The sequence below is a fragment of the Prauserella marina genome (assembly GCF_002240355.1).
Classification (GTDB): Bacteria; Actinomycetota; Actinomycetes; order Mycobacteriales; family Pseudonocardiaceae; genus Prauserella_A; species Prauserella_A marina.
This window is the reverse complement of record NZ_CP016353.1, coordinates 2,260,921-2,279,464: the sequence shown is the minus strand read 5'-3', so window position 1 is coordinate 2,279,464 and position 18,544 is coordinate 2,260,921. Positions and strand designations below refer to the sequence as shown.

Below are 18,544 nucleotides of genomic sequence, written 5' to 3'. Positions count from 1 at the left end.
CGCTGGGAGGCATGTCGCTTGCTCACATGGCTGTTCGTGACGTTCGGTGTCGCCTTCGGCTCCGCCGTCCTCCCGGTCGTCAGCATCGAGGTGTTCGTCATCGGCCTGATGACGAGCGACGAGAGCATCCCGTGGCTCGCCGTCGGTGCCGTCGTCGCGGCGGGGCAGGTCATGGGAAAACTGCTCTACTTCCTCGCCGCGCGCGGGTCGATCACCCTTCCCGCTTTCCTGCACGACCGGCTCCACCGGCGCCGCCAGTCGCCGCCGAGTGAGCGCAGGGAGCGCAGGCACCTGCGCACGAAACGGATCCGGCGGTGGCTCGAATCGGTGCGCGAACGCTGCCACCGGCACCCGCACTGGATGACGAGTACCTACGGATTCAGCGCGCTCGTCGGGCTGCCCCCTTTCATGGCGACGAGCGTGCTGGCCGGGCTGGTGCGCATGCGGATGTCCATGTTCGTCACGGCCGGGCTGCTCGGCAGGTTCGTCCGGTTCAGCGTGGTCGCCGCCTCACCGGCCGTGTTCGCGGGGATCTTCCGCGCGTAAGGCTCACCCCGGCAGCAGCCGGTCGGCGGCGCGGCGGACGTGCTCGGCCGCGCCGGCGAGCGCGCTCCGCTCGTCCTCGCGCACGGACCAGCGCTCCACGTGGCTCACCCCGCCCGCGCCGAGCACGGCGGGCAACGTGACGAACGATTCGGCGAGCCCGTAGTGACCGGCACCCTCGCATCCGGTGAAGACCGAAACCGGGAGCACACCGCCCTCCCGCATCGCGGTCACCATCACGGCGACCCCGCTCGGCGTCGCCCAGCCGCTGCTGCGCCCTGGCGACAACGCCGACCAGCGCGCGAACCAGCCCCTGACGTCGGCGTCGACCCGCTCACGCGCCTCCGGCGTGAGCTCGGCCGGCTCGCCGTCGACGAGAACACCGCCGTACAACGGAACCTGGCCCGCGCCGTGTTCGCCGAGTACCCACGCGCTCACCCGCGAGGCCGGCACCCCGAGTTCGCGCGCCACCGCCATGCTCAGCCTCGCGCTGTCGTTGAGGCTGTACCCGAGGATGCGTTCCGGCGGCAGCGAGGTGGCCCTTCGCAGGCATTCGGCCATGACGTCGACGGGATTCGTCAGCAACAACACCACCCCGCCCTCGGCGCAGCAGCGTTCCAGCACGGGCACGAGCCCGCTCAGCAACTCCCAGTTGGCCGCGAGGAAATCCGCCCTGTCACCGGTGGGCACCTCGGGTACCGACGCGGCGACGACGGTCAGCTCGCAGGGACCGAGTTCGCCCGGAGTCGCGAGCACGAACTCGGTGTCCACTTCGGACCCGACCACCCTCGCCGATTCGGCGATGTCGATGAGGTGGGCGCGCGCCAGGTCGGTGCGGGGGTCACTGGCGACGATCCGTTGCACGGCACCGGTTTTCGCCAGCTCGTGCACGACGCCGGAGCCGACGACCCCCGCGGCGCCGAGCACGGTGACCGTGTGCGGCCCGCTCACGCCGTCCGGTAGGTGTCCCATGTCCGCTCCGTGAATTCGATGCCGTGCCCGGGACGGTCGGGGACGAGCACGTGGCCGTCCTCGACCCTGATCGGTTCGGTGGTGAACGCGTCGAGGAAGGGAAAGTGCTCGACGTAGGTCGCCGATGGCAGCGCGGCGGCAACGTGGACGTGCAATTCGGTCATGAAGTGCGGCGCGAACCCGAGCCCGTGCGCCGCGGCGAGCTCGCCGATCCGCATGGTCTCGGTGATCCCGCCGACCATGCACGCGTTGGGCTGCAACACATCGAGGGCTCCGGCGTCGACGAACGCCGTGAACTCGCCCGCGCTGCACAGATGTTCACCACTGGCCACCGCCATGGGCAGCGCCTCGGCGAGCCGCCTGTGCGCGCCGACGTCGTCGCTGAGCACCGGTTCCTCGAACCAGTACACGTCGTAGTCGGCGAGCCTGCGGCCGAGCCACAGCGCGCTCGGCAGGTCGAGCCTTTCGTTGGCGTCACACATGATGCGGACCTCGTCGCCGAGCGCGGCCCTGACCGCGCCGACCCGGTCGAGGTCTGCGGCAGGGTCCATGCCGACCCTGAGTTTGACCGCGCCGAAGCCCTCGTCGACGTAGCCCTGGGACAGTTCGACGAGTTCGGCGACCGGCAATAACGGGGACGCCTTGCCGGAGCCGTATCCGGGGACGCGGTCGCGTACCTGCCCGAGTTCGGCGGCCAGCGATTGCCCGTGCAGCCGGGCCCGCAGGTCCCACAGCGCGATGTCGACGGCGGCGATGGCGAAGGAGTTGAGTCCTCGTCCCATCCGGTGCGTGATGCGCCTGAGGTCCTGCCAGATGAGCTTCGTGTCGGCGGTGCTCCTGCCGAGTACCCGGGGCAGCACCACGTCGTCGAGCAGCGCCTTGACCGCGCTTCCGCCACCGAAGTCCGCCGTGAAGGCGAATCCGGTGCCCCGCTCTCCGTTCTCCGTGTACAGCGTGACCCCGGCGAGTTCGTGATGAGCGTCGTCGAAGTCCCTGCTCGTGCGCACGAACGGAAGCCGGAGGATCCAGGTTTCCGCCTTGCTGATCTCCATGAGATGCCTTTCTTCCCAGTGGCTGGTTCAGTGCGAAAGCTTCACGCCGAGGAACCGCCTCGCCAGCAACACGATTCCGAGATTGACGGCCAGCACCACGACCGAAAGCGCCCCCATGAGCTGGAATCGCGATTCCGCGGCGAGGTTGTAGAGCACGACGGGCGCGACGCTGTTGGTTCCCGTGTAGAGGAAGATCGAGATGTCGAGTTCGCGGAACAGCAACACGAAGTTTAGTACCGCGACCGACAGGATCGGGCCGCGCAACAGCGGAACGGTGACCCTGCGCATCGTTTCCGACCACGAGGCACCGAGGCTGCGCGCCGCCTCCTCGGTTTCCCCGCCGAGTTGCGCGAAACCTGCGTGGATGTAGGTGAAGGACTGCGGCACCACCCTGATCAGGTAGGCCAGCAGCATGATCGCGACGGTGCCGCCGATCCAGAACGGCTGCCCGCTGAACGCGATGATCATCGCGATACCCAGTATCGCTCCCGGAAAAGCCAGCGGCGCGAGCATCGCGGGCTGGATGACCCCGGTGAACCGGGATCTGGCGCGGGAAACCAGCCAGGCGGCCAGAACGGCGAACACGATGCTGCCCACCGTGGCGACCACCGAGATCCACAGGCTGTTCCAGAACGAAAGCATGATCTCCGGCTGATCGAACAACGCGCGATAGTTGTCGAAAAGGACGAGGTTGTCCCAGCTCAACGGCAGCCCGATGGCTTTGCGGAACGAGGTGAGCAGCAGCACCCCGAACGGCAGCACGACACTGATCATGATGACGGCGAACCCGCCGAGGAACGCGAGCCAGCGCCAGCGGCCGAGCTGGATTCTGCGCTGCTGCCCCGGTTTCCCGCCGACCGTCGTGTAGCGCCTGCGGCCGTATAGCCTGCGCTGCAAGACGAGCAGGCCGCCGAGCACGACGAGTACCGGCAGCGCCAGCACGGCCGCGTACTCGATGCGCGGCGGGAACGACATCAGTTGCAGCATCGCCGTGGGAATGGTCTGGAAACCCACCGGACCGCCGAGCAGCGCGACCGGCCCGAAGATCACGAAGGCACTGATGAACACCAGCAGTGAGCCGGAGAAGACGGGCGGCAGGATCAGCGGCAGCACGATCCTGCGCAACGTGTGCCAGCGACCCGCGCCCAGCGACGCCGCGGCCTCCTCCAGCCGGGAATCCATGTTGTCCAGCGCGTCGGTGACCGGGAGGAAGATCAGCGGATAGAGGAAGAACGACAGCACCAGAACGATGCCCTGCGGGCCGAAGATGTTGAAGGCCGGTAGCCCGAGCGGGGTCAGCACGTACTGGTTGAGCAGGCCGTTACGCGGGCCCAGCAACAGAATCCAGCCCATCGCGGCGATGAAGCCGGGTGCGGCGAAGGTGAGCACCGCCACCGAGCGGAAGAACTTTCTCGCCGGCATGTCGGTGCGACTGACGAAGAACGCGAACGGTACCGCGATCAGCAACGCGCCCGCCGTCGTCGCCAGCCCGATCCACAACGAGTTGAAGATCGCCTCGATGATGCCGGGCTCGGCGAGCGCGGCCGAGTAGTTGCCGAGCCCGAGCACCCCGGTGTCGCCGATCTGGAGGCTGCGCCACACCAGCCCGCCGACGGGGACGGCCACGAGGAAGAAGGCACCGACGCACCACAGCACCGGTAGTCCTTTTTCGACGGTGAACCGTCTCCCCCTCACTGGCGGCGCTTCCGACATGGTCAGCACGGCTCAGCTCCCCACGGCGGAGGAAAACGCTTGCACCAGCTCGTCCTTGCGCTCCGACAGCTCGCGGGCGTCGACGACGACGAGCCGGTCCTCGGTGAGTTCCTCGGCCTCTTCCGGCTCAGGCAGTCCCGAAAGGACCGCCCTTGAGCCCGCCTCCACCTGCGCGGCCTGGAACTCCTCGCTGAGCTGGAACCGCACGAGCAGCCGCGCCGCGGCGGGGTGCTGGGCCTGTGCCAGCGCTCCGACGTAGGAGGGCACCGCGCCGATCTCACCCTCTGGGTAGCCGATCGTCAGAGGTTCACCCGCCTCGCGCGCGGTGGCGATGTCGGCCTCGACGCCGGGGATGCCGAAGTCGGCCTCACCGGTTGCCACGAGCTGGGTCAGCGCGAGCGCGGAGTCGGTGACCAGGGTGTCGGCGTCCCCGAGTCCCGGCAGGAAACCACCGTCGATGCGTTCCATGGCGGCGACGAAGGTCAGCGCGGCCCCGGAGGAACGCGGATCGGCGACCGCGAAGGTATCGGACCGTTCGGCGAGTTCCTTCCAGGTCTTCGGCGCGGTCGCCGGATCGACGCTGGCCTCGTTGTAGGAGTAGCCGAGCGCACCCCAGGTGAAGGGAAGGTAGGACTGAGTTTCCTCGCCGCGCAACGGGGCGAGGATCGCGTCGCGGTCGGCGATGGCCGGGTCGGCGAGGACGTCCTCTTCCTCCCACACCCGCAGGGTCGCCTCGTCGTTGAGACTCACGACGTCGAATTGCGGCGAGCCAGCGGTGAGCTGCGCCTGGGTCTTCTGCGCGATGTCACCGGAATTCTCCCTGACGAAGGTCACCTTGATGCCGTACTTCTCGGTGAACTTGTCGGCGAGCAACTGGGCTTGCGCTCTGGTGTGACCTCCAGCGCCGAGTACGACCTCGCCTTCCTCCTTGGCCATGGCGACGAGTTCTTCCTCCGACGTGGGCAGGTCTGTGGCTCCGCTCGTGTCCGGCGGGCCACAGGCGGCGAGCGCGGCGGCGGTGGTGAGCGCGGTCAGCAGCGTGGCCGCGGCGGTCAGCGGCCGGGACATCACCCGGCGGGGACGCGATAAGGGACTGTTCACAATGGTCATCTCCGGTCGGCGTTGACGGCGCGATGAACGGGAAAACGGTTCAGCGGGAGCTGACCGCGGAATCGGGACGCGGCGCCGCCGTGGCGGCGAGAGCATCGGTGTTCGTAGCGGGGGTTCCGGTCTCGTCGAGCACGCTGGCGGCGAGTGGAGCGACGGCGAACGACACGGCGGTTCCGTGGGCCAGTGGCCGGTGGGCGCGTTCGACGACGCGCAGCGGTTCGGCCAGAGCGGGAATGTCGACTACGTAGTGCACCTCGTCGCCGAGGAACACCGATTCGCGCACGGTTCCCGTCCATGGTCCTTCCTGACGGTCCAGCTCGGTCAGCGTCAGATCGACCGGCCGCACGCACACGGTGACGTCCTCGCCTTCGGGCAGCGGCGCCTCGGTGCCGCGCACGGCGACCGGTTCACCGGAGCCGAGCCGGACCCGCGCGTCCGTACCGCCGTGCGAGGACGTCACCACGGCCGGCAGGAAGTTGGCCTGTCCCAGTGACAGCGCGACGAACCGGTTGCGGGGCCGCTGGTACAGCTCGGCCGGTGAGCCAATCTGTTGTACGTTCCCCTGTTTGAGCCCCACGATGCGGTCGGCCAAAGCGAGCGCCTCGATGCGATCGTGGGTGATGTAGATCATCGTGATGTCGAATTCTCGTTGTATGCGGCGGATCTCCAGCCGCATGTCCTCCCGCAACCTGGTGTCCAGATTGGACAGTGGTTCGTCGAGGAGCAGCACCTTGGGGTCGGTGATCAATGCGCGGGCCAGCGCCACCCGTTGCTGCTGACCGCCGGAGAGTTCGTGCGGATACCGCTCGCCGAGCCCGTCGAGCTGGACCTGTTCCAGCGTCGCCGCCACGCGCGCGGCCAGCCCTTTGCGGGCACCACTGGCCTTGCGCCTGCGGACGGTGAGGCCGAAGCCGATGTTGTCGGCAACCGTGAGATGCGGCCACAGCGCGTAACTCTGGAACACGACGCCGACGTCCCGGTGTTCCGGCGGCACGAAAACGGCGCGGTCGGCGACGACCGAACCGCCCAGCGCGATACTTCCCCTCGTCGGCCGCTCGAACCCGGCCACCATGCGCAGCGTGGTGGTCTTGCCGCAGCCGCTCGGGCCGAGCAGCACCACGGATTCGCCTGCCGCGATACGCAGGTCGAGGCCCGCGACAGCGGGAACCTCGCCGAAGTTCTTGTGCACGTCGTCGAAGATCAGGTCGGACACTCGACACCTCCTTGTGCCGTCTCCTGGCACAATTTGGAATATTGTCCCTTCATACGGCACGATCAGCATCAGGGTGGTTTCGCCGGAAGTCAAGAAGCTGACCCGAGTTACGCCACACGCACCGCGAACCCCGGAGCGCGTCAACCGGGGTTCGAGATGCGCAGTACTCTGCCCCCGGGAAGGAACATGCGAGTAATCACGACGGCATTCCAGGTTCTGGAGACGGTCGCCGCTCACCAGCCGATCGGCGTGAGTGAGCTCGCCCGCCTGCTCGACCTGCCCAAAAGTACGGTTCAGCGCGCGCTCGGGGCGCTGCACGAGGTCGGCTGGGTCGAACAGGAACTCGGCGGCTCCCGCCGCTGGGTCCAGACGACCAAGCTACTGGCGCTCGCGAGCAGGGGCGGTGGCGTCGGGCTCAGGGAACGCGCGATGCCGGTGATGCGGCAGTTGTCCGACCTGACCGACGAGAACGTGCACCTTTCCGTCCACAGTGGACGCGGGGTCACCATCATCGAGAAACTGGAGAGCAGCAAGAGCGTCCGCCCGCACGACCCGCTCGGCGTCGTGGCACCCATTCACGCCAGCTCGACCGGCAAGGCGATCCTCGCGTGGAGCCCTCCCGAAGAACTCACCGCGCTCTTCTCCGAGACCCTTGAGGGATTCACCGAGCGCACCATCGTCGACGAGACCGCGCTGCGCGACGAGCTGCGCGCGATCAGGGAACGCGGTTACTCGGCCAACACCGGGGAGTGGCGCGACGACATCCGCGGTGTCGCGGCGGCCATCATCGACTCCGACGGCAGGGCGCGAGCGGCCATCAGCCTCGCGGTACCGGCACATCGCCTGCCGGACGACCAGATTCCCACACTCGGCGAACTCGTCCGCGACACCGTGGCGAGACTGTGCGCGCCGCTGCCGGACGACGCGGCGCCATGAGCGTCCCCACCGTCGGCCTCGTCGTCCCGCCCGCCGCGGGAAAAGTGCCTGCCGACGCGGCCGTGCTCTACCCGCATTCGCCCCGGTTCGTCGCGCGCGGTCTCGGTCTCGTCGACATGGCACCGCACGATTACGATCGCGCGCTCGGCAACCTCGACGACGCCGTGGAGGGTCTGCTGCGCGCCGGCGCGAGCGCGGTGTCGCTCATGGGCACGTCACTGTCGTTCTACCGGGGCGAGGCAGGGCACGCCGATGTGCTGCGCAGGCTGGATTCACTCACCGGAGGACTGCCCGTCTCGACGATGGCCGCCGCCGTCGTGCGCGCGCTGAGACTCCTCGGCGCGCGCGACATCGCGGTCGGTTCCGCCTACACCGGTGAGGTCGCCACCCGCCTTGCCGCGTTCCTGACCGGTGAGGGCTTCCGGGTACTCGCTCGCGAGGAACTCGCGATCACGCGGATCGACGCGCTCTCCGGTGTCGGCGCCGAACGGCTGGGCACGCTCACCGCGAGCCTGCTCACCGCCGCTCCTTCCGCCGACGCGGTGCTGTTGTCCTGTGGAGGACTGGACACGCTCGGCGTCATCCCGTCGCTGGAACACCGGTACGGGCTGCCTGTCGTCGCCAGTTCCCCCGCCGGGTTGTGGGACGCGGCCGGACTCGTCGCGCCTGGCGTGCGCGGCCGTCACGACAGCAGGCTGTTCGCGACGCCCTGAACGCGCTCAGCGGTCGGCGGCCTCCAGTTCGACGGCCTTGCGCATGGTGGCGCGTGCCCTGCTCCGGTCACCGGCGATGTCGTAGGCGTAGGCGAGCCGGTACCAGCCTCGCCAGTCGCCGGGATCGGCTTCGAGCTCGGCCTTTCGCTCGTCGAACCAGGCGTCGGCGGCGGCGCGATCGACCCTGCCAGAAGGTCTCCTCGGCAGGCCGGACACGTCGGGAAGCCCTTCCTCGGCCTCCAGCCTTCGCGCCAGTTGTTGTATCCGGGTACCGGAGCGCCACGTGGTGACGAGCATCCACACGCCGAGCAACGGCAGCACGAACACCGCGACGCCGAAGACGACGGCCATCGGCTCGCCGGTGCGCATCAGCGCGACTCCCCTGCCACCGAGCAACACCAGGTACACCGCGACGGCGGCGGTGAGCAGGATGGCGACGTTGCGGGCTCTCATGGCGTACTCACAGGTCGAGCACGTTCTCAAGGCCCACCGTCAGTCCAGGGCGGGAACCGACGGTGCGAACGCCGAGCAGCACGCCCGGCATGAACGACACCCTGTCCAACGAGTCGTGCCGGATGGTCAGTGTCTCGCCCTCGGCTCCGAACAGGATCTCCTCATGGGCGACGAGCCCGGGGAGCCGTACCGAGTGCACCCTGACGTCGTCGACGTCGGCGCCGCGGGCGCCCTCGATACCGGAGGTCGTGGCGTCGGCGGCGGGCCCGCGCCCCGCATCGGCTCGCGCCAGCGCGATCAGCCGCGCGGTGTGCGCGGCGGTTCCCGACGGCGCGTCGGCCTTGCGGTTGTGGTGCAGTTCGATGACCTCGGCCGCGTCGTAGAACCGTGCCGCCTGCTGCGCGAATCGCATCGCCAGCACGGCGCCGAGCGCGAAGTTGGGCGCGATGAGCACGCCGAGGTCCGGCTTGCCCGCGAGCCAGCCGGACAGCGTGGCGATCCGCTCGTCATCGAATCCGGTGGTGCCGACGACGGCGTGCAATCCCGCGTCGACGGCAAAGCGCAGGTTGTCCATGACGGCGTCTGGCCGGGTGAAGTCGATGACGACCGTCGCCTTCGCGTCGGTGACGGCGGAAAGCGAGTCGCCGGAACCGACGGTGGCCACGAGTTCCATGTCCGCCGCGGCCTCGACCGCGCGCACGGTCTGGGCGCCCATCCTGCCGTCAGGGCCGAGCACGGCGACCCTGATGGGCGCCTCACTCGATGCTGGAGCGGTCATGCGATCACCTCGTGCAGATCATGGGGCAGGTCGTCGTCGTGAGCGTACGGTCCGACGACGACGGCGGTGGGCGCCGTCCCCCTCGGCCGCAGCAGCGAACGGGCCAGCAGCGACACGTCCTCCGTCGTGACGGCGTCGATGCGCGCCAGCGTGTCGTCGACGCTCAGGTACTGCCCGTAGTTCAGTTCGTTCTTGCCGAGCCGGTTCATCCGGGACGCGGTGTCCTCCATGCCGAGCACCAGCATGCCCCTGATCTGGCCCTTCGCCCTGGTGACCTCGGCGTCGGTGAGACCGTCCTCGCCGAGCCGCCCGAGCACCTCGCGCACGACGCGGCTCACCTCACCGAGGCGCTCCGGCTGACAGCCCGCGTACACCGAGAGGTGCCCGGTGTCGGCGTAGCTGGCGACCGAGGAATACACCTGGTAGGCCAGTCCCCTGCGTTCCCTGATCTCCTGGAACAGCCGGGAACTCATGCCGCCGCCGAGCGCGGTGTTGAGCACCGAAAGCGCGAACCGCCGCTCGTCGTGCCTGTTCAGCGAGCGGAGCCCGAGCATGAGATGGGCCTGCTCGGTGTCGTCGGGCCGCAGCACGAGCTTGCCGACGTCGGCAAGCCTCGCCCTGCCCTTCCGGGGAGCCACGGGCGTCGCGGTGCCGGAAAGCCGCTCGCGCAAGGCTTTCCTGACCAGCCGCACGACCGCGCCGTGCTCGACGTTGCCCGCGACCGAGAACACCATCTTCGGCAACCGGTAGCGGCGCCGGTAGAACCCGCGCAGCGCGACCGGAGACATCCCGGTGATGGAGTTCTCCGTGCCGAGCACCGACCTGCCGAGCGGATGCCCGGCAAGGATGGTCTCGGTGAACGTCTCGTGCAGCAGGTCTTCGGGATCGTCGTCGCGCATGGCGATCTCCTCGAGCACCACGCTGCGCTCGGTGTCCACATCGGAATCAGCGCACGTGGCGTCGAAGACGACGTCGGTCACCAGATCGACGGCGAGCGCGAGGTCGCTGTCGAGGACCTGCGCGTAGAAGCAGGTGTGTTCCTTCGCGGTGAACGCGTTCAGTTCGCCGCCGACCGAGTCGATCTCCTCGGCGATCTGGGTGGCGTTCCTGCGGCCAGTTCCCTTGAACAGCAGGTGTTCCAGGTAATGCGCCGCGCCGAGCACCGTCTGGTTCTCGTCACGGGAACCCACCCCGACCCAGAGGCCGACGGTGGCCGAACGTACCCCCGGCACGCTCTCGGTGACCACTCTGAGCCCGCCGGGTAACACCGTCCGCTTGACCAGTGAACCGTCCGAAGCGGACTCCAGCGTTCGGGTACTGCCCACGGGCTGCTCGTGCCCGGGAATCGTGCGCGCCATGAAACCTTGTCGACTGTGCTTCAGTCCTGCCCGGTTCCCGCGAACAGCGGGAACCGGGCAGGACGTGGCGAATAGATGTGCGGATGAAGCCGAGCGTCAGCTCGCGTCAGCCGTGTTCTCCGCGCCCTTGGCGTTCTCGGAGTTCTCGGCGCTGTCTGCCTTTTCGCCGCCTTCGGCCGCGTTGTCCTCGTCCTCCTTGACCAGGATGAGGCTGATCTTGCCGCGGTTGTCGATGTCGGCGATCTCGACGCGCAGCTTGTCGCCGACGTTGACGACGTCCTCGACCTTGCCGATGCGCTTGCCGTTGCCCAGCTTCGAAATGTGCACGAGGCCGTCCTTCCCGGGCAGCAGCGAGACGAACGCGCCGAACGCGGCCGTCTTCACCACGGTACCGAGGAAGCGCTCGCCCACCTTCGGGAGCTGCGGGTTGGCGATCGCGTTGATCTTGTCGATCGCGGCGTCGGCGGAGGGACCGTCGGCTGCGCCGACGTAGATGGTGCCGTCGTCCTCGATGGAGATGTCGGCCCCGGTCTCCTCCGTGATCGAGTTGATCATCTTGCCCTTCGGGCCGATGACCTCGCCGATCTTGTCCACCGGGATCTTGACGCTCGTGACGCGCGGAGCGTACGGGCTCATCTCGTCGGGGCCGTCGATGGCCTCGGCCATCACCTCAAGGATGGTGTGCCGTGCGTCCTTCGCCTGGTTGAGCGCACCGGCCAGCACGTCGGACGGGATGCCGTCGAGCTTGGTGTCGAGCTGCAACGCGGTGATGATGTCCTTGGTGCCCGCGACCTTGAAGTCCATGTCGCCGAAGGCGTCTTCGGCACCGAGGATGTCGGTCAGCGCGACGTAGCGGGTCTCGCCGTCCACCTCGTCGGACACCAGGCCCATGGCGATACCGGCGACGGACGCCTTCAGCGGGACACCCGCGTTGTAGAGGCTCATCGTCGAGGCGCACACCGAGCCCATCGACGTGGAGCCGTTGGAGCCGAGCGCCTCGGAGACCTGCCGGATGGCGTAGGGGAACTCGTCGCGCTTGGGCAGCACCGGCACCAGCGCACGCTCGGCGAGCATGCCGTGGCCGATTTCGCGGCGCTTCGGCGAACCGACGCGCCCCGTCTCGCCGGTGGAGAACGGCGGGAAGTTGTAGTGGTGCAGGTAGCGCTTCGTCGTCTCCGGCGACAGCGTGTCGAGCTGCTGCTCCATCCTCAGCATGTTCAGCGTGGTGACGCCGAGGATCTGGGTCTCACCACGCTCGAACAGCGCCGAGCCGTGCGCGCGCGGGATGACGGCGACCTCGGCGGCGAGCTGCCGGATGTCGGTGAGGCCACGGCCGTCGATGCGCACCTTGTCGCGCAGGATGCGCTGGCGGATCAGCTTCTTGGTCAGCGCCCTGAACGCGGCGCCGATCTCCTTTTCCCTGCCGTCGAACGTCTCGCCCTCGCCGACGCCGACCTTCTCCAGCACGGCGGCCTTGACCTCGTCGGTCGCGTTGTCGCGGTCCTGCTTGCCCGCGATGGCCAGCGCCTTGGTCAGCTCGTCGGTCGCGATCGCGGCGACGGCGTCGAAGGCGTCGGGCTGGTAGGCGAGGAACTGCGGGAAGTCGCCGGTCGGCTTGGCCGCCGCGTCGGCGAGCCGCGCCTGCGCCTCGCACAGCACCTTGATGAACGGCTTCGCCGCGGCGAGCCCTTCGGCGACCGACTGCTCGGTCGGCGCGGTGTTACCCGCGGCGATGAGGTCGAGGGTGTTCTCGGTGCCCTCGGCCTCGACCATCATGATCGCGACGTCGTTCTCGACGATCCGGCCGGCGACGACCATGTTGAAGGTCGCCTTCTCCAGCTGCGACCAGGTCGGGAAGGCCACCCACTGGTCCTCGATCAGCGCGACGCGCACGCCGCCGATCGGGCCGGAGAAGGGCAGACCACCGATCTGGGTGGACGCCGACGCCGCGTTGATCGCCAGCACGTCGTAGGGGTCCTCGGGGTTGAGGCTCTGGACGGTGATGACGACCTGGATCTCGTTGCGCAGCCCGTCGGCGAAGGAGGGGCGCAGCGGCCGGTCGATCAGCCTGCACGTGAGGATCGCCTCCGTGGAGGGACGGCCCTCCCTGCGGAAGAACGCGCCGGGGATCCTGCCCGCGGCGTACATGCGCTCCTCGACGTCCACCGTCAGCGGGAAGAAGTCGAAGTGCTCCTTCGGGTGCTTGGACGCGGTGGTCGCCGACAGCAACATCGTCTCGTCGTCGAGGTAGGCGACGACCGCGCCGGCGGCCTGCTTGGCCAGCCTGCCCGTCTCGAAGCGGACCGTGCGCTTGCCGAACCGGCCGTTGTCGATCACGGCTTCCGCTTCGTGCACGGTGATACCGCTTGGTTCTGTCATAAGGTTTCTTGACTCCTCGTACGTTCGGGCTTCACTCCTGCCCCCAACCCTTTGGGGGCCGCCCGAGGTACGGGGCCGGTCATCGATCGAAGCTCTCGGGACTTCTCATCCCGGGAGCCACTACCGAGGACCGGCTGAGGCGCCCTCGCGCGTGGTGTTTTCGCCCTGTTGTCGGCTTACTTGTACCGAGGGGGAGTGACCCGGCCGGGTCACTCCCCCTCGGAGCTTGTCATCGGCGGAGGCCGAGGCGCTGAATCAGCGAACGGTACCGCTCGACGTCCACACTCATCACGTAGTTGAGCAGCCGGCGGCGACGGCCGACCAGCAGCAACAGACCGCGACGTGAGTGGTGGTCGTGCTTGTGCATCTTGAGATGCTCGGTGAGGCCGGTGATCCGCTTGGTCAGCAGTGCGACCTGCGCCTCGGGGGATCCGGTGTCGGAGTCGTGCACGCCGTACTCGGACAGGATCGACTTCTTCTCGTCGGTGGACAGCGCCACTCGTGTTCTCCTCAAATTTGTGCCGTGCAGGTAACGAGAGTATCCCGGCCGCCACGGACCGCAGCCGGACTCGACTGTCAAGGGTAACAGCAGGTCTTTTCAACTCCCGGTCGAGCCGAGCGGGAAGCGCTCGACCGTGCTGTACACCGGGCCGCTCTCACCGGGGTCACTGCGCACGAGCACGGCCTCGGTGGCCTGCCAGCGAGGGCCCCGGTAGCCGGCCAGCGCTTCACCGAACCGTCGCGCCCGCTCCACCGTCGCACCTCTGGCGATGGTGAGATGAGCGCGGAACCGGCGAACCTCACCGTCCGGCCGGACGGCGGCGGCCAATTCGGCAAGCCCGCTCCCGAAGACCCCGACCCAGATTACATCGGAGAACGCTCCGGCGCCCGCCAGCCGCAGCGTCGGTGCGGGCGCGCCGGTCAGCCGCTCCCGCAACCACGCGGTCCGGGAGGAGGTCAGGTCGCGACCGTAGAACCCGAGTGTGATGTGCCACCGGCTCGCGGGCTCCTCGCGCAACCGGCCGACCTCTTCTCCGTCACCGCCGTCCCGGCCATTGCCGCCGAGGCCGAGCCGGCCCAGTTCGGTGCGTAGTGAGGCGACGACCTCCGGTGGCGGGATCAGCGCACTGAACAGCCGGGGCATTCGGCGAACCTATCCGCTCTTGCCTGCCCTTCGCAGCAGGTCGGCGAGGGCGGGGTAGTCGGCGTCGAGCCGCTCCGCCGCGCGGAGCAGGCCCTCGTCCTCGGCCACCTCGCGCAGCCCGGCGAGCACGGCCTGGTCGTCCTGCCCTTCACCGACGGGAAGGCTGTCCCTGCCGACGCGCGGTCTGGCGGTTCTCACGTCCTCAAGCGCGGCCTTGAGCGCGCTTTTGCTTCCCGCCGCGACGCCGGGGGTGAGCACCTTGCGTTCGAGCATGATGAGTCTGGCCAGCACCAGCGGGTTTCCGATCTTCGCGCGTCTGCCGCTCATCACCTGGCTCAACATCGGTGCGCTGATGCCGAGAACCTCCGACAGGGACGCCTGGGATACGTCGAAGGCCGCGACCAGCCTGCGCACCCTGTCACCCAACGGCTCCCCGTACCACTCCCGTTGCAGTGCGATGTTCCGCTGGACGATTTCGTGGTCCTCCACAGTCAGCCCTGCTCCCCTTTTCCGGTGTCCCCAGGACCGGGTGACACCTCCGATTCTGGGGGCATCCTGCCAGGTCGAATACGACGTGAAGGGCAGAACGGACGGCCCCTTCGCTTTCGCACCCGAATGCCGTCACGCACTCGTCCGGCCGGTCGCACCGGAGGCTGCCGGGGAAGCTGTCAAAGAGCTGTCATACCGCTGTCACGCACCCCGTCATACCTCCCGCAGCACGCGCCGGGTCTCGGCGACGTCCGCGGTCATCTTCTCGACCAGCGCGTCAGGGCCGTCGAAAGCGATCTGTCCCCTTAGCCGCGACACGAAGTCGATCGCGACGTGCTGGCCGTAGAAGTCCTCGTCGACGTCCAGCACGAACGCCTCCACGGTGCGCTCGCGCCCCGAGAACGTGGGATTGGTGCCAACCGAGATGGCGGCGGCGAGCTTGTCGTCCGGTTTGGCCGCACGGGTGAACCAGCCCGCGTACACGCCGTCGGCCGGAATCGCCGCGTACCGGGGCGCGGAGAGGTTGGCTGTCGGAAAGCCGAGGTCGTGCCCCCTGCCGTCGCCGCGCACGACGATGCCTTCGAGCCGGTGTGGCCTGCCGAGCGCGTCGGCGGCGGCGACGACGTCGCCCGCGTCGATGCACGAGCGCACGTAGGTCGAGGAGAAGGTGATCTCGCTGTCGTCCTGCTCACCGGGAAGGTGCCTGCCCTGGAGCTTGGCGCCCTGGGCCACGAAGCCGAACCGCTTGCCGAGGGTGCGCAGCGTCTGCACGTCACCGGCGGCCTTGTGACCGAAGGTGAAGTTCTCCCCCACGATCACGGCCGCGGCGTGCAGCTTGTCGACAAGGACCTCGTGCACGAACTCGTCGGGAGTCAGCTTGGACAGTTCGAGGGTGAACGGCAGTACCGCGAACACGTCGACCCCGAGCCGCTCGACCAGCTCGGCCTTCCTGCGCAGGGTGGTCAACTGGGCGGGATGACTGCCGGGCCGCAGTACCTCGGAGGGATGCGGATCGAAGGTCAGCACCACACTCGGGAGACCGCGTCGCGCGGCGGCCTCCACCGTCCTGTTGATCAACGCCTGGTGTCCTCGATGGACGCCGTCGAAAACGCCGATCGTGACCACACAACGTCCCCAACCACCGGGCAGGTCGTTCAAACCCCTCCAACGCAGCACGGACTCGAAGCGTAGTCGGGGTCAGCGGCACCCGGCGACAGCAGGGTCACGGGCCGGGACGAGCGTCACGGAGCGTGCGGAGCACCCGAGGGACGGCCAGGCTAGGCGGGCGCGAGCACGACCACGGTGCGCGCGGTGCCCCCCTCGTCGGCGGCCAGCGCCAGCACCGTGCCATCCGGTCCGAAAACCCCGTAGGTACCGGCGATACCGGCGGCGGGGATGCGCTGCCCATGCCTGACCGCGCGGGCGGTGACGGCGTCGACGTTCCTGCTGGGAAATGCCGCGGCCACGGCGTCCTCAAGACTCATCGACAACGCGGGCTCCCGCTCGATCCGGTCGAGGGTGCGGGCGGTCGCGAGGCTGAACGGCCCGACGGTCGTCCTGCGCAGCGCCGCGAGATGCCCTCCGACGCCGAGGTCGGCACCCAAGTCCCTTGCCAGTGCCCTGACATACGTTCCGGAGGAACAGTCGATCATCGCGTCGATCTCGATCCTGCCCGGTGTCCTGCGCAGCGCGAGCACGTCGAACCGGTACACGGTCACCGGCCGGGGCGGCAGCTCCACCTTCTCGCCGTCGCGCACCCTGGCATAAGCCCGCTTGCCGTCGACCTTGACCGCGCTCACCGCGCTCGGCACCTGCTGGAGATCACCGGTGAGGGTGGCGACCCCGGCGTGGATCCGCTCGTCGCCGACGCCGGAAGGGTCGGTCTGCTCCAGCAGCTCGCCCTCGGCGTCGTCGGTCGTCGTCGAGGCACCGAGCGACAGCGTCGCCAGATAGGTCTTGCGGTCGAGAGCGAGATGTCCGAGCAGCTTGGTTGCCCGCTCGATACCGAGCACGAGCACACCGGTGGCCATGGGATCGAGGGTGCCCGCGTGCCCGATCTTGCGAGTGCCCATGAACCGGCGGGCCTTGGCGACGACGTCGTGTGAGGTCATCCCGCTCGGCTTGTCGACGACGAGGAGACCGGGGGGCGGAGGCGCCTGTGCGGGCTGTCTGGACACGACCGAACACCCTATCGATGCCCCTCGATCAGACCGTGGCGGCCACCCTCTCCTGTTCCCTCGCGACATCCCAGCGGTGCCGCCGCAACCGCACCGGCACCGATTCGCCGCGCGCCTGCGCCGCGAACACCGCCGCCCTTGCCCTGCGGTACCAGACGAACATCCGCCACGACCCGAACGCGAGCACGACGACGACGGAGGACAACGCGATCCGGAAGTCCCCTCCCGTCAGTTCCAGCAGGACACCGATCAGCAGCGCGGTGATCGTCGTCGCGCAGAAGCCGCCGACGTTGACGACGCCGGTCGCGGTGCCGACCCTCGGCAGCGGGTTGTAGTCGCGCGCCAGCGCGAATCCGACCGACGAGACGGGGCCGCCGAAGCTCAGCACGAGGAACGAGGGAATGAGCACTCCGATGGGGACGGTGCCCGGCCAGCTCAGCAACACCGCCCACACGAGCGCGCTGCCACCGAGGAAACCGAGCACCAGCGGCATCCGGACCTCGGGCCGTCGTCCGACGAGCGTGCCGACGAAGGGCCCGCCGCACATCGCGCCGACGACGAAGACCATGAGCAGCGAACTGGCCGTGGTCACCGAATATCCCTGTCCTTGCACCAAATAGGGCACTCCCCACAACAGCACGAGCACGTTCTGGCCGAACATCGTCGAGAAGTGGGTCCAGAACCCGAGCCGGGTGCCCGGCACGCGCAGCGCGCCGAGAACCTGCTTGCCGATCTCCCCCGCCGGAACCGACGGAGACTCGACGACCTTCGCGGTCGGCGTGTCGTGTACCCGCCACTGCACGACCCCGACGAACACGATGGTCACCAGTCCGGCGCCGAGGAAGGTCGGCAGCCAGCCAGGCCCCGCGAGCAGCAGGGTCAGCGGCAGCGTGGCCGCGAGGTTGCCGGCGAAGCCGAGCGCGCCGGTGAGGGCGGTGACGAACATGTACTGCCTGGCCGGGAAATGGTTCGCCGCCAGCCGCAGCACGGACACGAAGGTCATGGCGTCGCCGAGGCCGAGCACGCCGCGGGCGACGAGCCCCAGCGTGTAGGTGCTCGCGACGGCGATCAGGATCTGTCCGGCGGAGAGGAACACCAGTGCCGCGGTGAGGATGTTGCGGGGCCCGTACCGGTCGACGAGCACCCCGGTGGGGATCTGCATGACGGCGTAGACACCGAGCTGCAACACGGTGAAGGTGCTCAGCGCGGCGGCGCCGACACCGAAGCGGTCGGCGGCTTCGAGACCGGCGACCCCGAACGACGTGCGATGGAATACGGCGAGAACGTAGACGGAGGCGGCGGTCAGCCAGATCAACCAGGACCGTGTACTGGCACGCGTGGACGCTGGGCCACGGGACGGCAAGGAACTCCCTCCAAGACGACGAGTGTGTGTTGGCGTGAGGACGCCTGCACCGCCGTCCCGTTAGTTGTATCGGCTAACCATCGCCGAAACATACCCGTTACCGAAGTGTTGTTGCCCACACCGCGTGGATGCCTTGCGCTGCAAGGACTGT

The 18,544-nt window shown here is 68.6% G+C and carries 18 protein-coding genes; 3 read left to right on the top strand and 15 right to left on the bottom strand.

The features are described 5' to 3' along the window. The first annotated feature begins 18 nt into the window (after positions 1-18). Positions 19-546: a YqaA family protein gene (locus tag BAY61_RS10550; protein WP_091795717.1), complete on the top strand. Its 528-nt coding sequence runs from the start codon at positions 19-21 to the stop codon at positions 544-546. 3 nt (positions 547-549) lie between these two features. Here BAY61_RS10550 and BAY61_RS10545 read toward each other — a convergent pair whose 3' ends face one another. The 5 genes from BAY61_RS10545 to BAY61_RS10525 form a co-directional block, all read right to left on the bottom strand. Then, a complete protein-coding gene (locus BAY61_RS10545) occupies positions 550-1,515 on the bottom strand; it encodes a malate dehydrogenase (protein WP_091795715.1) in 966 nt (321 codons plus the stop codon). Further along, positions 1,491-2,567: a mandelate racemase/muconate lactonizing enzyme family protein gene (locus tag BAY61_RS10540; protein WP_091795712.1), complete on the bottom strand. Its 1,077-nt coding sequence runs from the start codon at positions 2,565-2,567 to the stop codon at positions 1,491-1,493. The genes BAY61_RS10545 and BAY61_RS10540 overlap by 25 nt, the downstream gene beginning before the upstream one ends. 27 nt (positions 2,568-2,594) lie before the next feature. Further along, positions 2,595-4,280 carry an ABC transporter permease gene (locus BAY61_RS10535; protein WP_245866193.1) on the bottom strand — a complete coding sequence of 562 codons (1,686 nt, stop codon included), beginning with the start codon at positions 4,278-4,280 and terminating at the stop codon, positions 2,595-2,597. Positions 4,281-4,292: 12 nt separating this feature from the next. Then, positions 4,293-5,348: an ABC transporter substrate-binding protein gene (locus tag BAY61_RS10530; RefSeq protein ID WP_170140043.1), complete on the bottom strand. Its 1,056-nt coding sequence runs from the start codon at positions 5,346-5,348 to the stop codon at positions 4,293-4,295. An 82-nt stretch (positions 5,349-5,430) separates the two neighbouring features. Then, on the bottom strand, positions 5,431-6,603 hold the full coding sequence (locus tag BAY61_RS10525; protein ID WP_170140044.1) for an ABC transporter ATP-binding protein: 1,173 nt from the start codon (positions 6,601-6,603) through the stop codon (positions 5,431-5,433). A gap of 186 nt (positions 6,604-6,789) precedes the next feature. Between BAY61_RS10525 and BAY61_RS10520 the strand changes: the two genes are divergently transcribed. Both BAY61_RS10520 and BAY61_RS10515 read left to right on the top strand, forming a co-directional pair. Continuing rightward, the gene (locus tag BAY61_RS10520) at positions 6,790-7,539 is read left to right on the top strand and encodes an IclR family transcriptional regulator (protein WP_170140045.1); all 750 of its coding nucleotides are present in this window, start codon (positions 6,790-6,792) and stop codon (positions 7,537-7,539) included. Continuing rightward, the gene (locus BAY61_RS10515) at positions 7,536-8,252 is read left to right on the top strand and encodes an arylmalonate decarboxylase (RefSeq protein WP_091795698.1); all 717 of its coding nucleotides are present in this window, start codon (positions 7,536-7,538) and stop codon (positions 8,250-8,252) included. The genes BAY61_RS10520 and BAY61_RS10515 overlap by 4 nt, the downstream gene beginning before the upstream one ends. Positions 8,253-8,258: 6 nt before the next feature. Here BAY61_RS10515 and BAY61_RS10510 read toward each other — a convergent pair whose 3' ends face one another. The 10 genes from BAY61_RS10510 to BAY61_RS10465 form a co-directional block, all read right to left on the bottom strand. Continuing rightward, on the bottom strand, positions 8,259-8,705 hold the full coding sequence (locus tag BAY61_RS10510; RefSeq protein ID WP_091795695.1) for a tetratricopeptide repeat protein: 447 nt from the start codon (positions 8,703-8,705) through the stop codon (positions 8,259-8,261). Between the two features lie 7 nt (positions 8,706-8,712). Then, complete coding sequence (dapB, locus tag BAY61_RS10505) at positions 8,713-9,483, bottom strand: 4-hydroxy-tetrahydrodipicolinate reductase (RefSeq protein WP_091795693.1); 771 nt, start codon at positions 9,481-9,483, stop codon at positions 8,713-8,715. Continuing rightward, positions 9,480-10,841: a M16 family metallopeptidase gene (locus BAY61_RS10500; protein WP_091795690.1), complete on the bottom strand. Its 1,362-nt coding sequence runs from the start codon at positions 10,839-10,841 to the stop codon at positions 9,480-9,482. The genes dapB and BAY61_RS10500 overlap by 4 nt, the downstream gene beginning before the upstream one ends. Before the next feature lie 96 nt (positions 10,842-10,937). Further along, positions 10,938-13,220: a polyribonucleotide nucleotidyltransferase gene (locus BAY61_RS10495; protein ID WP_091795687.1), complete on the bottom strand. Its 2,283-nt coding sequence runs from the start codon at positions 13,218-13,220 to the stop codon at positions 10,938-10,940. 229 nt (positions 13,221-13,449) lie between these two features. Further along, positions 13,450-13,719 (bottom strand): 30S ribosomal protein S15, encoded by a 270-nt coding sequence (rpsO, locus tag BAY61_RS10490; protein ID WP_091795684.1) that lies wholly within the window; start codon positions 13,717-13,719, stop codon positions 13,450-13,452. Between the two features lie 99 nt (positions 13,720-13,818). Then, on the bottom strand, positions 13,819-14,364 hold the full coding sequence (locus BAY61_RS10485) for a 2'-5' RNA ligase family protein (protein ID WP_091795681.1): 546 nt from the start codon (positions 14,362-14,364) through the stop codon (positions 13,819-13,821). A 9-nt stretch (positions 14,365-14,373) separates the two neighbouring features. Further along, the gene (locus BAY61_RS10480) at positions 14,374-14,853 is read right to left on the bottom strand and encodes a transcriptional regulator (protein WP_091795678.1); all 480 of its coding nucleotides are present in this window, start codon (positions 14,851-14,853) and stop codon (positions 14,374-14,376) included. Between the two features lie 213 nt (positions 14,854-15,066). Further along, positions 15,067-16,029: a bifunctional riboflavin kinase/FAD synthetase gene (locus BAY61_RS10475; RefSeq protein WP_091795675.1), complete on the bottom strand. Its 963-nt coding sequence runs from the start codon at positions 16,027-16,029 to the stop codon at positions 15,067-15,069. A 101-nt stretch (positions 16,030-16,130) separates the two neighbouring features. Continuing rightward, positions 16,131-17,030, bottom strand: coding sequence for a tRNA pseudouridine(55) synthase TruB (truB, locus tag BAY61_RS10470; RefSeq protein ID WP_256327926.1), 900 nt, complete (start codon positions 17,028-17,030; stop codon positions 16,131-16,133). Positions 17,031-17,058: 28 nt separating this feature from the next. After that, positions 17,059-18,393: an MFS transporter gene (locus tag BAY61_RS10465; protein ID WP_091795669.1), complete on the bottom strand. Its 1,335-nt coding sequence runs from the start codon at positions 18,391-18,393 to the stop codon at positions 17,059-17,061. Between the last annotated feature and the right edge of the window lie 151 nt (positions 18,394-18,544).